Source organism: Prevotella pallens ATCC 700821, from assembly GCF_000220255.1.
Taxonomy (GTDB): Bacteria; Bacteroidota; Bacteroidia; order Bacteroidales; family Bacteroidaceae; genus Prevotella; species Prevotella pallens.
In genome coordinates this window covers 1,139,311-1,154,914 of sequence record NZ_GL982513.1, presented here as the reverse complement: position 1 = coordinate 1,154,914, position 15,604 = coordinate 1,139,311, and the positions used below count along the sequence as shown (strand labels likewise).

The following is a 15,604-nucleotide window of genomic DNA, read 5'->3' as shown; positions in this document are numbered from 1 at the left end:
TCTGAAACGCTCGTCTTAGACGTCTATCACGTTTGTTTCAGATATCTCTCAGTTTCACGTTAGATATCATAACAAACTATAAACCTTATGATTCTATATTATAATACCAAGAAGATATTTGTTCAGATGAGAATTACGAAAGCCTTTACTCTGCATTATTTTGATTGAGATGTTGCTACAAGTTAATGAACAGTAACATATTGTTTAATGTTTTGTTTTATCATAGTAGAATTCATTACAAACATATCCTTTTCTAAATAGACTCCACACCCCTTCTATTAAGCTTATAAACTACAATCAACATACAGAACGATAAAATTAATTAGCTTAGAAAAACAAAGAGTGTCATAACTATGTTGGTTATGACACTCTTACATTTCTTTTCTTTCTCTCCTATTAGAAATTTATGTGGTACCACCAGGAATCGAACCGGGGACACAAGGATTTTCAGTCCTTTGCTCTACCAACTGAGCTATGGCACCATTAAGAAATTCAATATATATACTTCATTTCTGTTTTGCGAGTGCAAAGGTAGTACTTTTTTTTTATTACTGCAAATATTATGCTAAATATTTTAATACTTAACATTAATTTACAATATCCGGTAAGATAATATTCTCCATAATGAACGTCCACTTTATATATTGTGAAGGAACTAATTCCTCTAAGTTCTATAAATTTACAAGGGGCGAGTTCTGTTAGCAGAACTCACCCTTGTACACACAGAAACATTCCGATCGAAGATCAAGATTATGTATTCTACAAAGATAAAATAGAAAAAGCATCAATGAATAATGTCGTCCTTTTTATCTTTGAAAAATATAGCAATGCTACATTTCTAATCTCTCCTTTATAAGTTCTAACGAAACGTCTATTCTTATACCCAGCCTTGTGCTGTAAGTTGGAATTCATTTCCATCTCGCGCAATAAGAAATTCTCCCAATTTACTTTCTGTAACATAACCTATTTGATGAATATTTTTAAGCGATGTTATTTTTGCATGCTCACTAATAGGTATCGTAAAAAGAAGTTCATAATCTTCACCACCATTCAAAGCAGCAGTAGTAAGATTCATATTAAATTCTTCACAAGCAGCAGCTGTCTGATAATCGATAGGTATTTTATCTTCATAAATTCTACACCCTACATTACTTTCTTTACAAAGATGTTTTAAATCACTTGCAAGACCATCAGAGACATCTATCATTGAAGTTGGTCGAATATTTGCATTACGAAGTTGTTCTAGCACTTCACCTGGAGCTTCAGGTTTTAATTGGCGATCTATTAAATATTCTTTACCTGCAAAGTCTGGTTGGAAGTTTTCTATTATTGCACGTTCATTATTTAGAGCCTCAAGCTTTCCTCGGTCATTTTCCTTTTGTGCTTGCGTCAGCTTTTTGTTAAATTCTTCTACCTGTTGATAGTAAACTGTTTTCTCTCGCTCTAGTATTTGTAAGCCCATATAAGCTGCTCCGAGATCTCCTGAAACACATATTATGTCAGTAGGAGTAGCACCTTTTCTATATACAATATCTTCTTTTACACTTTCTCCAATACAAGTAATGTTAATGGACAATCCTGTATAAGAAGATGTAGTATCACCTCCTACAATATCTACATTCCATTTACTACAAGCTGTCTTCAGACCATCATAAAATTGATCTAAATCTGTTACATTAATACGCTTTCCCACACCTATAGATACTATTATCTGACATGGCTGCCCATTCATTGCAAATATATTTGTCATTGCAACCATAGCGCATTTATAAGCCAGATGTTTCATATCAATATAAGTAAGGTCGAATTGAATTCCTTCCATAAATAAGTGGGAAGAAACCAAGACTTCTTTATCTGAATAACGAAGAACAGCTGCATCGTCGCCTACCCCTTTAATAGTAGATGGGTTAGTTGGTTTTATATCTTTCGTTAGCCGCTCTATTAGTTTAAATTCGCCTAATTCCTTTATTTCCATATCAATATAGGTTCCTATTATTTAGGCTTGTCTTATTATCTCACGCATAATCTCAGTCATCAAAGGCTGTGCTTTATTAGCTGCCTCTTGAACCTCTTCATGGCTTACTTCTACGGGAGTATCAAATCCACCTAAGTCGGTAATAACACTTATACCAAACACCTTTATATTTGAATGTCGTGCGACTATAACTTCTGGAACAGTACTCATACCAACAGCATCGCCACCCAATATTCTATACATTTTATATTCTGCAGGGGTTTCAAATGTAGGCCCTTGTACACCAACATAAACTCCTGACCTTATTTTAATATTCTTTTCCTTTGCTATTTCTTTAGCTTTGTTTATTAGTTTATGGTCGTATGCTTCGTGCATATCTGGGAAACGAGGTCCAGTGGGGAAATTAGGCCCATGTAAAGGATGTTCAGGAAAGAAATTAATATGATCAGTTATAATCATTAAATCTCCTATCTTGAATTCTGGATTCATACCACCAGAAGCATTAGAAACAAACAACATTTCTATTCCTAGTTCATACATTACACGTATTGGAAAGGTTACTTCTTGCATATTATATCCTTCGTAATAATGGAAGCGACCTTTCATTGCCAGTATATCTTTGCCACCAAGTTTACCAAAAATTAAGCAACCTGCATGTCCTTCTACAGTAGAAACAGGGAAATTAGGTATATCTTGATAAGAGAACTCGTAGCTATCTGTTATCTCTGAAGCTAATTGTCCGAGACCTGTTCCGAGAATGATTGCGGTTTTCGGACTTGTCTGCATTCTTTCTTTTAGCCAAGATACTGTTTCTTGAATTTTTTTGTACATAGGATAATATTTTTTCATTGAATTTATCTTCTTCGTTAAGCATAAACTTAACTTGTATTGGCAATGCGTATATGTTTTCTCTTACATCATTGTTTAATCCCTCTAAGTTCAAAAGTCGTGCCTTGTCTTTCTCCGTTGTGATAATTATTTTTGGAGGTTCCATCATAGCAAAAGTATCATTAATAACAGCAATGTCTTTGGTATTAAAGGAATGGTGGTCAGGGAATATTAATGTTTTCATACGAGATGTATCTGCATATAAACCCATATCAACTTCTAATTGTCGTGGTAAAGCTATACCTGTAAGCAATAATATATTCTTATTATTTATATCTGCCAATAGAATTTCCTTCTCTTTTGCTACATCTTTAAACACTGGTATAAGATTGCAATACTCGAATGTTGTAAAGAATAGTTCTTGGAAAGGATATAGATTCATTGTTTTACTTAACACTCGATAATCTATAGGGTTTAATTCTTTAGGACATTTTGTTACTATCACAATATCTGCACGATTCTTACCCGAAAGAGGTTCACGCAAACGTCCAGCAGGCAACAACTTATCATAAATAATAAGTCGATGATAGTCTATTAACAGAATATTTATTCCTGGTTTTACATATCGATGCTGAAAAGCATCGTCAAGCAACACTACATCGGTATCTTGAGTTTGTTTGTCTTTTATTAGATGGTCTATACCATCACAACGTTTTTTATCTACAGCAACATAAATATTAGGGAATTTATGCTTCATCTGAAAAGGTTCATCTCCAATCATTTCGACAGGTGTATCAATGTTGGCAAGCACATAACCTTTACTCTTTCGCTTATAACCTCTAGATAGAACTGCAACTTGTGCTACATCTTTCAATAATCCTACAAGATATTCTACATGTGGAGTTTTCCCAGCACCACCAACAGTGATATTACCAACAGAAATAACTGGAACATCGAAGCTACGACTTTTCAACACACCGAGGTCAAAAAGTTCATTACGAATCATTACTCCTAAGCCATAAAGCCAACTTAAAGGTAACAACACTCTGTGTATCTTGATAAAATCGCCTTCCATTCTATTTGCAATATATGTGTTAATGGTTCTATTCCATCTTATTTACTAGTTTATATTAATAATATAAGGTAGTCGCGCCTGAATTGCCGATTGCTGGTTGATTGTGCGCAAGATAGAGAATGGCTGGTAGAATACTCCTAACGATGTATATAATTGTTCGTTAAGATAGTTATCTTGCACATTTTCTCCAAATATTTGGTCAAACCAATTAACTGGTGATGGATAACTAACCTTATAATAGTTATCTATTTTTGCTAATTGTGCAGCCTTCTTCACAGCCTTATCTAATCCACCGAGCTCATCTACCAACTTTATCTTTAATGCATCTTCACCTGTATAAACGTGTCCTTGAGCTATTGCTTCTACTTGGGCCATTGTAAGATTTCTGCCTTGCGCAACTCTATTCTTAAAGGTTGTGTAACCACGGTCTATATACACTTGTAACATTCGCATTTCGTCTGGAGTAAGAGGGCGCATTGTTGAACCAAAAGTTCCATTCTTATTAGTTTTCACTTCATCGAACTTAATACCTAACTTCTCTGATGCTAACCCACTAAAATCGGGGAACATTCCAAAGATACCTATTGAGCCTGTAATGGTTGTAGGTTCAGCAACTATCCAGTTTGCAGGAACCGACATATAATAACCTCCTGATGCAGCATAACCTCCCATACTAACAACAACTGGTTTTACCTTCTTTAGCTCCATTATTTGATGCCACATTTGTTCTGATGCAAAGGCTGAGCCTCCACCTGAATTTACTCTGATAACAACTGCTTTTACATCATCGTCGTCCATTAATTCTTTAAGATCATTACAAACATCTTTTCCTACAATGGAATGCTGATTAAAAGATGTATTCGAAACTGGACTATCAACAATATCTCCATACGCATAGTACACTGCCACTTCGCTACCACCTTTAGCAGGTTCTACCGCTTTTAAATCCGTAAGTGATATTTGGTGAATTTCGTCATCTGAATTAATACCTAACCGCTTCTTTACTTCGTTTCTTACTTGGTCTGTATAAAGAAGCTTGTCTATTAGTTTCATCTTCAGATAGCTGGTGGGATTAGCAAATGTTATTACACTATCTGCATATTCGTTGAGTTTTGCTATAGGAATATTCCTACTCTCGCTAACTCCTTTTAAAAGATATTTCCATATTCCATTTAGATATGTTGAGGTTTGCTGTCTGTCGGCATCGCTCATTTTTTCTTCTGTAAACATTTCTGTAGCACTCTTGTATGTACCAACCTTAGACACCTGCATTTTTACTCCAAACTTAGCTAACATATCTTTTAGATAGATACGTTGAGAGGATAAACCATGCCAATCTAACATTCCTTGTGGATTTAAATACACATCATTTGCAACCGAAGCTAAATAATAAGCGCTTTGTGTATAGCTATCGCCATAGGCTACAATCCATTTATGGCTCTTCTTAAAATCTATTAGGGCTTCTCTTATTTCTTGCAACGATGCATAAGAGTTTGGTGCAAAAGCTCCAGCTTCAATATAAATACCTTTTATGTTCTTATTGGTCTTTGCTTTCTCTATACCTGAAAGTACGTCCTCTAAGCTTACTCCGCTTGCAACGTTACCAATAAATTCTGCCATAACATTCTTATCTGAACGTTCGCTTAATGGCCCAGAAAGATTTATCACTAATACTGAATTATTCTCTATTTCGGTTGTACTTTCGCTCGACAGTACCATTCCAAAAATACACACGAAACCAAGAAGCAACGTTACTAACACAAAAAGGAATATGCCAACAAAGGTGGCGAAGACATTCTTAAAAAAGTCCTTCATAAAGGCAAATATTTTATACGTTTTGTTTTAAGTCTTGTTGGTGTCAATTGCTAATATCCACCATTTTAATACGATTTGTATGCAAAGATAAACATAAATAGCCAACATTCCAAATTTCAATATAATTCTTTGCTCGTAATAGTCCTTCTACAGATAAATTAGTCAAAGCTTTGTGCTATAATATTCTTTTTTATCCATTTCATTCGTTAAGCGCTCTACATATTTTGTTTGGTTGTTGTGTTGCTTATATTCTTTGTTATTAATGTTTATGGTGTAGGTACAACTAGATATAATAGAAAGAAAATAGCTCACGAACTATCTGTTCAAAATATTAGATATCTGAAACGATTATGACAGATATCTAAAACGTTTGTGACAGATATCTAAAACAAGCGTGATAGATATCTAATTTGTTCATAAATTGCTAATGGTTGGCTATCAGGGTAAGTTCCGCTGTTAAAATACTGTGAAAATATAGTCAAAGCTATCTACTATAAACACAAGAGGTTTCTCGTAAAAAAGTTCTAATTAGATTAAAAGCTGTATTGGAAACCTATAGAAGCAAACTCTCTCATCTGTAAATAGCCATAACGACCATCGTGTGTTACACCATCATCAAATCGAGGATAAATAAACAATTGTGCACCTATAAATCTATTAAATTGCAATCTTATCGTATTTTCCCATTCCACTTCAGTGCGTTTGTAGGTTGTATACGAATATAGACGTGTCTTCCAAGAAAGAGCCTCCATCAGCTGCCATACAAACTCAACAGATAGTTCCGAACCAAAATCGTGGCGTGCATGCCTACCTTTTTCTATACCTAATCGGTCTGCCAAACTTTTTATACGTGTATACTTTGTATTATAAGCCAATGGAGCCAGATGCACATTTCCCTTTAGCTTATGTTCTAACCAATCGATGGTATAATCCATACCCAACGACACATTTATATTTAAAGGGGCTAAAAAGTCTGAATACAGCAAAGGATCATTGGAACGGTAAGAGTGCGTAAATTGTGTATTACCCACAAACTGTACCGAATAATACCATTTCTTAGAGGCTTGTAAACCAAATTTAGAAGTAAGGCGTATAAGGTCTTCGGTTGTTTTAAAACTATGCAAAGTGTCCGATTTAGTACTTTGAATACCAAACTTCAGCTCTAACCGATTATCCCATTTCACCTTCTGCTTATTATTGTAATTCGCTTCGAATATTGCAGAAGATAACACCGAATAGTTGCTTTCTCCTCCTTTATACCAATTACCCGAAACATAGTTCTGCAACAATTGCAGCGAATAATCGCCCTTATAAGTCCAAAAGTCTGGCTTCTTAATAAGTACTTCGACAGGCGAGAAAGTAGACTCTACTGGCGTAGGCGCAACCTTATCTACTATCTCAACTTCACGTTGTATAGGCGTTTCAACTTCTACAGTGGTTGTTTGTTTTCCTCTAAGCTCATCGGCTGTGGTGCTTACTAACGATGGTGAATATAAATAGATATCTAAAAGTTGTTTGTTATAAGCATCATTTTCTTTTAAAGAGAATGCATTGTCTACTATATTTCTATAATAGGTAACAGGAAGAAACAATTGAGCAGAACGAAAAACATTGCCTTTATAATTTGCTCCTTGCCTATTAGCTTGAGAAAATATCTTATTCTCGGTTAAAGTCAATGAATCCATATAAGCATTAAGCACAACATCTAAAGTTGTATGATTTACTTTCTTTATAGAAGCTGTACTACCACTAATTTGCTTAGTAGAGGAAACACTTGTATTCACTTGTGCAGATACTGCCAAAGTGAAACACATAACAATTAAACAAGAGTAGATTTTATGCGCCATCGTTTTTTACTATAATTCTTTAGAAGAATAAACTATTCTAACAATGTAGCTGCACGAACACGACTGAGAGTCTCTGGTGTCATTTGTAAATAGCTGGCAATATAAACTAATGGTGCACGCAATATAACTTGCGGACTTAGTTTACACATTTTCTTATATCGGTCTTGTGCTGTTTCAAAACGAACCAGGTCGGCGTGAACTTGTGAGATTATTAAACTTTCTTCTAATATCTTTCTATAAAGTATTTGTATATTCACGTTGTGTAATGCTACTTGTTCTAATCGTAGTTTTGGCAGTGCATATACTGTAGTTGGTTCTATTGCTTCCACTTGCAACTTTGTAGCTTCTTCGCGGAAAAGGCTTTCAATGCACATAAAGACGGTTCGGTCTTCGCCTAAATGCTCTGTTATCTGCTTTCCATTCTTAAAATAGAACTGACGAACAAGTCCATGTTCAATGTAATAGATGTTTTCGCACACCTCGCCTTCTTTCAATATCATTTCGCCTTTAGCGAACTTCATTGGCACAAGAATACTCTCGAGCGTATCGAGTTCCTCGTGTGTCATTGTGCTGTACTTTCGGGCTAGCTCGCGTGCAATATCTCTGGTTTCAAAGGTTTCTTTCATTTTTATACTCCTTTATTGGTTTTAATCTAACTTTAATACGGCTAAGAATGCTTTTTGGGGCACTTGCACATTGCCCACTTGCTTCATACGCTTCTTGCCTTTCTTTTGTTTTTCTAACAGTTTACGCTTACGGCTGACATCGCCACCGTAGCATTTTGCAGTAACATCTTTCCGAACCTGTTTCACCGTTTCGCGTGCAACTATTTTTCCACCGATAGCTGCTTGTATTGCTATGTCGAATTGTTGGCGTGGTATCAGCTCTTTTAACTTTTCGCACATTCGTCTACCAAATGTTACGGCATTGCTTTCGTGCGTAAGGGTAGATAGAGCATCTACAGGTTCACCATTCAAAAGTATATCGAGTTTTGCTAGTTTAGATGGACGGAACGAATCTATATGATAATCAAAAGATGCATATCCTTTGGAAATGCTCTTTAACTTATCGTAGAAATCAATAACTATTTCGCCTAATGGAATCATAAATATCAGTTCCAAGCGGTTACCACTAACGTAGTTCTGACTTACCAATTCGCCGCGCTTATCAAGACAAAGCGTCATTATTGGTCCGATATATTCGCTCGATGTTATAATAGAGGCTTTTATATAGGGTTCTTCTATATGGTCTATCATTGTTGGGTCGGGCAAACCTGATGGATTGTGCACTTCCTTGCTTTCGCCTAACTTGTCGTACACCATATAGCTTACGTTGGGCACAGTGGTTATAACGTCCATGTTGAACTCACGGTCCAATCGTTCTTGTATTATCTCCATGTGCAACAAACCTAAGAAACCGCAGCGAAATCCAAAGCCTAATGCTTGCGAGCTTTCTGGAGAAAATGTTAGCGAGGCATCGTTTAGTTGTAGTTTCTCGAGCGATGCGCGCAGGTTTTCGTAATCGTTAGGGTCTATAGGATAAACACCAGCAAACACCATTGGTTTTACTAACTGGAATCCTTCTATGGCTTTATCGCACGGACTGCTCACGTGTGTTACAGTATCGCCCACTTTTACTTCGCGTGCATTTTTTATTCCCGATATAATGTATCCTACTTCGCCTGTTGTTAGTTCGTTCTTAGGCTTCATTTCCATTTTCAGAACTCCCACCTCATCGGCGTCGTATTCCATTCCTGTCTGCACAAACTTCACCTTGTCGCCTTTGCGAATAGTTCCATTTGTTACTTTGCATAAGGTTATAATGCCACGGAACGAATTAAAGATAGAATCGAATATAAGTGCTTGCAAAGGTGCTTTTGTGTCGCCTTTGGGAGCTGGTATACGCTCTACTATGGCTCGCAATATTTCTGGCACGCCTTCGCCAGTTTTTCCACTCGCCCTAATAATGTCGCTACGTTCGCAACCTATAAGGTCTACTATTTCGTCTTCCACCTCTTCGGGCATTGCGTTGGGCATATCAATCTTGTTGATTACTGGTATAATCTCAAGATTATTGTCAATTGCCATATACAAATTTGATATGGTTTGTGCCTGAACACCTTGCGTAGAGTCTACTATGAGCAGTGCACCCTCGCATGCAGCAATACTTCTCGACACTTCGTAAGAAAAGTCCACGTGTCCCGGAGTATCTATAAGGTTTAAAACATATTTCTGTCCGTCTTGTTCATACTCCATCTGTATAGCATGGCTCTTAATGGTTATACCGCGTTCGCGCTCTAAATCCATATCGTCAAGCATCTGCCCTTCTGTTACTTTGATAGTTTTGGTGTATTCTAACAAACGGTCGGCAAGTGTAGACTTACCGTGGTCTATATGTGCTATAATGCAGAAATTTCTTATCTGATTCATTAAGATTGTTGTCTTTTGGTATGCAAATTTAAGAATAAAAGCGAGAAATACAAAAGAACCAATCATAAAATTGCTCAAAAACACCTACCTTTGCACACGTTAATACATATATCACAACAGAATTATGAAGTTTATTAAGATGCTTTTCATTGTTATTGGCTGCACTTCGCTTATGTGTTGCCAAGACAGTTTAGAAGATAAGGCTGCAAAAGAGTGTAAAGAATATACAAAAAAGTATTGCCCTACTCCTATGGTTAATAACACACGAATGGACAGTATGACATACGAACCGCAAACTCGCACCATTCACTACTATTATTCTATCTACAACGAGGGCGATAACAAAGCTAATGTTGAGGCTAACAAACAATTACTGCAACAAATTCTACTCAATGGTATTAAAACCGATACGGCATCGAAACTTTACAAAGAAGCTGGCTTTAATTTCCGTTTTACTTACCGTTCTGGTAAAAATCCTAAAACTATATTGTTAGACGAGACTTATAAAAAAGGTCAATACTAAGCCATAGCTAACAGTACTACTAACGCCCTTGTTCCTTTGCAAAACAAGGGCGCTACCGTTAATGCCAATATTGAGACTTACGGGTGTGGTTGTCCGCCACCGCCTTCGGGTTTCTTTGGGTCGGCTTCTTTTTCTTTGCCTTTCCATTCGTTCCACTCAATGTCTACGTCCGATAAACCTCGGGTAGACACCCTGCCCTTGCCTGCTCCACGATATCGGGTTTCGGGAATAAAGCGCACACGAACGCCACTAATTTGGTTCGCCGATACTTCTTTCTCCGTTGCCACACCGTTCTTGTTTGTAACAGCCGTAAAGTAGAACGAACCTACACCGTCCAGCTTCACCGAACGACCTTGTGCCATAAAATCGCCCATCACACCGCCCAATGCCGTCAGCACTGCACGCACATCGGCAGGACTTACCGTCGATTCTGCTGCCAGACGTTTTGCCACTTGCTCGGTTGTTGCCGGACTCGATACTAAAACGGCTTTAGGATACCATTTGCCGTTCACTTTCATTTTGGTTTTCTTATAAAAAGCCATAATAAAAATTTGTTAAGCCGAAAGCCCCAATTGTTAATATCAACGAAATGTACTGCCGTGCCCCACGGGTCCTACTGCCGTGCCCCACGGGTCCTACACCCGTGCCTTACGAGTCCTACACCCGTCAGAATATAAAATTGTAGCCCTTCGGCTGAGTTATATAAATTGTTTGTTTATACTCGCATTCGAGATTCTCTCCAACACGAGTTTTTATTTGGTTTTATCCAGTGTATGTTTGCGGACAGGCACACAATAATTTGTAGTTATTCGGTGCGGACGGGCGCGATGAATCGGTCCCTACGCCTACGGAATACACGCTGCGGATTGTCCTCGTACACCAACGTTTACCCACGTGCACCCATTGTGATATGTGGTTGCATTTATACAATTCGGTGTGAACGGGCGCGATGAATCGGTCCCCTACGCCTACGGAATGTACTCTGCGACTGTTTATGCGCAATCAATGTTTATTCCACGTACACCAACGTTTACGCCACGTACACCCACTGTGATGCGTGATTGCATTTATATAATTCGTGCGGACGGGCGCGATAAATCGGCCCCTACACCTACGGAATGTATGCTGCGGATTGTCCACGCACACCAATGTTTATCCACGTACACCCACATTTACACCACGTGCATCCACTGTAGGGGCCGATTTATCGTGCCCGCATATCACGGAATGTACGGTGTGGATAACCGTGTACAACCAATGTTTATCCTCGTACGTCCATTGTGATGCGTGATTGCATTTATATAATTCGTGCGGACGGGCGCGATAAATCGGTCCCCTACGCCTACGGAATGTACGCTGCGGATTGTTTATGTACAATCAATGTTTACACCACGAACACGTAATATTTACCCACGTACACCAACGTTTACCCACGTACACCCACTGTAGGGAGCCGATTTATCGTGCCCGCATATTACGGAATACACGGTGTGGGTATTTCTTTGTTTCATTTGTTTTGTTTTTCCTTTGTGCCATAGTATACCTGTGTGCACTCATGATATTCTTATTTTAGAAGTGTGGCACCGACTCACGTCGCCACCACACTGAATTAAAATAGATTAACTGAAACTATTTGTATGTCTAAATACAGGCGTGCCGCCTGTAAATAAATCAAATCAATCAAATGAAACAATCTATTCTGAGACTGGGCGTACCGCCTTTCCGAACGAACGGTTGTCGCCGTTGTACTGAGGGTACACGAAGCTCCGTTGGAAGTACAGGTAGCAATTGTTGTACAAGTAGAGCGGAGCTGCCGACAAATAGAAACCGCTGTCTCCAACGAAGCCCAACGAACCATCCATGCCGCTGCGAAAACCCGAAGCAGGAAAGAAGATTGTTGCATTCTTACTACTATTTGTATAGAAGTTATGACCGTAGGCTGCGGAGAACTTGTACCAAGAGTCGGCTGTGCCGTTAGCGTTGATATTGGCAGCTGTACCTTGATACTGACCATCGCTGGTGAAACCAGTAAAGGCATTACTTGCAGGCATCTTGAAACCAACAGGACAAGGATCGTAAACAGTTTTAATTACGGCATCGTCGTTGTAACCAATAGAGGTGTTATTTGCAGACCAAAGGTTGTAATAAGAATAACCGGCAGGAGGATTGTTATACCAAGAGCTACCGGCAGTATAGAAGTCTTGTGGGTTCTGTATACCATTGGCAATGGACATATTGTCGCCAGCATTCTTATTGATAGAACCTTGAGGAAGCTGAGTTTCGTCCATACCGGGGAAAGCATCTTTACGTCCGTACTGGTAATGGGTACAAATACCTTCCTCCTTACCACCTGGGTTTTGAGTGATATTGATGACAGTAACTTGCTTTACTCCACCGTTAGCAATGGCTTGTTCTACCTTGACCTTTACAGTGCGAGGTTTATCGTAAGTAGAACCACTCCAAACTGTAGGCTTCCAACCGAGATTTTCTTTGGTGAAGTTGTAGATTTTACCTTGATAGTTAGTAACAGCTATGGTACTAAGAGCGTCTTTAGGAGCGAACCACAAGTGCCAAGACCAAACAGCGACACCCTTAGTAACAGCGATAACAGCGTTACCTCTCTTAATGTCACTTTGCTTAACTTCGAAGTCTAAGTAAGCATCGCCGTTTGCATCGTGAGCTATTGGAGAGGTTGGTAAGTGGACAAGGTCTTTCTCGTCAGCCCAAACTATCTTCGCAGCATTGATACCTGCATTGGCTGCATTACTTTTTTCAATCCAAGGATTGGTTATATCGTGTTCTAAGTAATCTTTGAAGTTATGTAATATCACATCAGCACTGCCATACATTGTAGGAGGTGCAGAACTGATATAGGAACTACTGTTTGTTGCACCATTCTTTATTGCATTACCATAGACAAGCGGTATGCGATAATGACCGGGAGCAGAAATTAGGTAAGAGTTGGCTGTATTGCGCGCTGTTACGTTTCCATTATGGTCGTGTAAAGAAAGGTCGTAAGGGGCAGAAGCAGAGCCTACGGTAGGCGCATTCTTAAGTCCTTCGTTGCGAAGCTTTAAAAGGTCGGTTATGTCTTTAGTAAGTGTTGCAGTACCTGTCTCGGCAGCTGTACCACCGTTGCCACTTTCTTTGCTAAGGGCTGTCATCCAGGCTGGCTTGTTGGGTGTGTAAGTTGTACCACCATCAACACTGTAACCAACAACTTTCCAAGCTATAGCCTGTTGAGTACCATCAGGAGCTTGGCGATAACTAGTTATTCCATAAGCCTGTGATGTTGTTTCGTCGTAGTTGGCTGCACGGCTTGGTTCGGTTGGAGTAAGCACATACTGCCAAGTAGAGTTTGTTTCGCTCAACTTATATGTACGTGTTGTTCCTGCTTTCCATTCACCCTTCAATGTTGCCGTGATTTCAGTGTTATCTGTGAAGTGTACGTATGCAGTTACACCATTACCCGTAAGCACCTGTGGAATCATATAGAAGGTGAAGTTATCACCCGTGTTGCCCATGATGGTAACGTTAGGGTTGGAACTGGTGTTTACGCTTAAGCCCGAAAGAGTGGCTGTACCACGTGTAGCACCCGTGTTATCCCAGGTTGCACCTGTACCATTAAACTCGTTTGAGAGCTTGTACTTGCTCTTCATAATGGCATTACGAATCTCAACCTTGTCAATGGTTTTGTTCCATGAGAGATTTTGACCCACAGCAAAGCGAATTGCTGTAAGGGCGTGGCGGAAGTCGAGGCTGGTAGTGGGTTGCACACCTTGTGTAGCGTAGTTTACTTTGCCTGTGCAAGCCGTCATAAAGTCTTTTTGGTCGCTAACATTGGGTTCTACCGTGAAGTCTACACTGGGGGCATTGTCGGCAGATGCCATATCGTTAATGGTAAGTTTTGAATAGCTATCTTTAGAAGGATAAACAGCAAAGAAGCGTGCCCAAGGCTGAGCAATAGACCAACGTATAGGGGTATAGAGTTCGCCGTTTTGCTTTGTTTTTACAGCTTTAAACCATTCGGGAGTAGAGAGAATGCTGTTTTCGGCTACACCACGAATACCAGTAGACGAGAAGTCGCCACTGATGGCTGTTGCTATATTGGCACGTGTGTGGGCGTCTGCCTTTATTGGGTTCACGCCCTCGACAGTGGTTTCAATTAAACAAACGTCTATGTTGCGATTGCTGTGTGCTGCGAGTTTGTGTCCGGAAAGGTCGGCAGTGGTAATGCCGTTGGCAATGGCTCCGCGTGTCATTTCCAGTCCACGATTTACGGCTTGTTCCTGCACATCGTTTATGCTGAAACGCACAAGGGCGTCGCCGTCGTTTCCTTGATTGGGGTTTATATCATCGTCGGCACACGATGTTACCGATAGCGCAATTCCACCCACCAAGAGTGAAGAGAGCGCATAATGGAAAATACTTTTCTTCGTCATGTTGTTTTCCTTTTTTAATCTTTTGTTAGTTACTTGTTTTGTTTGTCTTTCTGGGGACGATTCGTCGTACCCTCGTGTCCACGAAACATTTATTTATCAGGGTGCGATTAATTAGCACCTAACGCCTACGGAATGTTTTCGGCGTGTAAATAAGAGTGTTCGTGGGAGCTACTTAGTTTGCTTAACCCTCCAAGTCGTCGTCAGGGTTATTATCGTCTGATGTAGGTGGAACCACGTTAATTGTTCCTGGCGTCTGACTTCCTGAACCACCACCACCTGGGCGCACTTGTGGACTTTCTGCTAATAAGTGGCTTTCTCCGTCGATACTAAGTATCGATACATCGGGCTGTAGATAGTCCTTTCTTTTTTTGTTTTCTTTCATAATCTCATTCTTTTATGCAATTATTATATTTAAAAGGGTATGAGGCTATACGGTGGCATAAACCTCATAGATGTTTATTATGTTTTTACGAGATAAAATTGTACTTATTTCTCTCTTGAGTTGTAAACAGCAGGGCACAAAAAAAGAACAAAGGAAACTCCTGCGAGTCCTTTGTTTACTATGGTTTGCACGGCACGCTTCGCGCGCGCGTACGAAAAAGTGTAAGGTTTTGTTTACGCCTGCATTACTAGAGAGAGAGAGAGAGAGAGAGAGAGAGAGAGAGAGAGA

General features: G+C 39.3%; 11 protein-coding genes and 1 tRNA gene. 1 reads left to right on the top strand and 11 read right to left on the bottom strand.

All coding sequences use genetic code 11. The annotated features are described in order from the left end of the window. Nucleotides 1-409 precede the first annotated feature (409 nt). The 8 genes from HMPREF9144_RS04385 to lepA form a co-directional block, all read right to left on the bottom strand. Nucleotides 410-482 (bottom strand) — tRNA-Phe (locus tag HMPREF9144_RS04385). Between the two features lie 395 nt (nucleotides 483-877). Beyond that, nucleotides 878-1,975, bottom strand: coding sequence for a thiamine-phosphate kinase (locus tag HMPREF9144_RS04380; protein WP_006044680.1), 1,098 nt, complete (start codon nucleotides 1,973-1,975; stop codon nucleotides 878-880). A 21-nt stretch (nucleotides 1,976-1,996) separates the two neighbouring features. Further along, the gene (locus tag HMPREF9144_RS04375) at nucleotides 1,997-2,806 is read right to left on the bottom strand and encodes a purine-nucleoside phosphorylase (protein ID WP_083818102.1); all 810 of its coding nucleotides are present in this window, start codon (nucleotides 2,804-2,806) and stop codon (nucleotides 1,997-1,999) included. After that, on the bottom strand, nucleotides 2,688-3,878 hold the full coding sequence (gene lpxK, locus HMPREF9144_RS04370) for a tetraacyldisaccharide 4'-kinase (RefSeq protein WP_006044678.1): 1,191 nt from the start codon (nucleotides 3,876-3,878) through the stop codon (nucleotides 2,688-2,690). The genes HMPREF9144_RS04375 and lpxK overlap by 119 nt, the downstream gene beginning before the upstream one ends. Nucleotides 3,879-3,923: 45 nt before the next feature. Further along, nucleotides 3,924-5,693 carry a signal peptide peptidase SppA gene (gene sppA, locus HMPREF9144_RS04365; protein ID WP_006044677.1) on the bottom strand — a complete coding sequence of 590 codons (1,770 nt, stop codon included), beginning with the start codon at nucleotides 5,691-5,693 and terminating at the stop codon, nucleotides 3,924-3,926. Between the two features lie 533 nt (nucleotides 5,694-6,226). Beyond that, nucleotides 6,227-7,540, bottom strand: coding sequence for a DUF3078 domain-containing protein (locus HMPREF9144_RS04360; protein ID WP_006044674.1), 1,314 nt, complete (start codon nucleotides 7,538-7,540; stop codon nucleotides 6,227-6,229). A 32-nt stretch (nucleotides 7,541-7,572) separates the two neighbouring features. After that, nucleotides 7,573-8,166, bottom strand: coding sequence for a Crp/Fnr family transcriptional regulator (locus HMPREF9144_RS04355; RefSeq protein WP_006044673.1), 594 nt, complete (start codon nucleotides 8,164-8,166; stop codon nucleotides 7,573-7,575). Between the two features lie 21 nt (nucleotides 8,167-8,187). Further along, nucleotides 8,188-9,969 carry a translation elongation factor 4 gene (gene lepA, locus HMPREF9144_RS04350; protein ID WP_040595569.1) on the bottom strand — a complete coding sequence of 594 codons (1,782 nt, stop codon included), beginning with the start codon at nucleotides 9,967-9,969 and terminating at the stop codon, nucleotides 8,188-8,190. A 124-nt stretch (nucleotides 9,970-10,093) separates the two neighbouring features. Between lepA and HMPREF9144_RS04345 the strand changes: the two genes are divergently transcribed. Then, nucleotides 10,094-10,492, top strand: coding sequence for a DUF8479 domain-containing protein (locus HMPREF9144_RS04345; protein WP_006044671.1), 399 nt, complete (start codon nucleotides 10,094-10,096; stop codon nucleotides 10,490-10,492). A 77-nt stretch (nucleotides 10,493-10,569) separates the two neighbouring features. Here the strand turns inward: HMPREF9144_RS04345 and HMPREF9144_RS04340 are convergent, their stop codons facing one another. From HMPREF9144_RS04340 to HMPREF9144_RS04330, 3 genes are all read right to left on the bottom strand, one after another. Then, entirely contained in the window at nucleotides 10,570-11,034 is a 465-nt protein-coding gene (locus HMPREF9144_RS04340) for an HU family DNA-binding protein (protein ID WP_006044670.1), read from the bottom strand. Nucleotides 11,035-12,186: 1,152 nt separating this feature from the next. Beyond that, the gene (locus tag HMPREF9144_RS04335; protein ID WP_006044669.1) at nucleotides 12,187-14,934 is read right to left on the bottom strand and encodes a hypothetical protein; all 2,748 of its coding nucleotides are present in this window, start codon (nucleotides 14,932-14,934) and stop codon (nucleotides 12,187-12,189) included. Nucleotides 14,935-15,115: 181 nt separating this feature from the next. Next, nucleotides 15,116-15,316: a hypothetical protein gene (locus HMPREF9144_RS04330; RefSeq protein WP_006044668.1), complete on the bottom strand. Its 201-nt coding sequence runs from the start codon at nucleotides 15,314-15,316 to the stop codon at nucleotides 15,116-15,118. Between the last annotated feature and the right edge of the window lie 288 nt (nucleotides 15,317-15,604).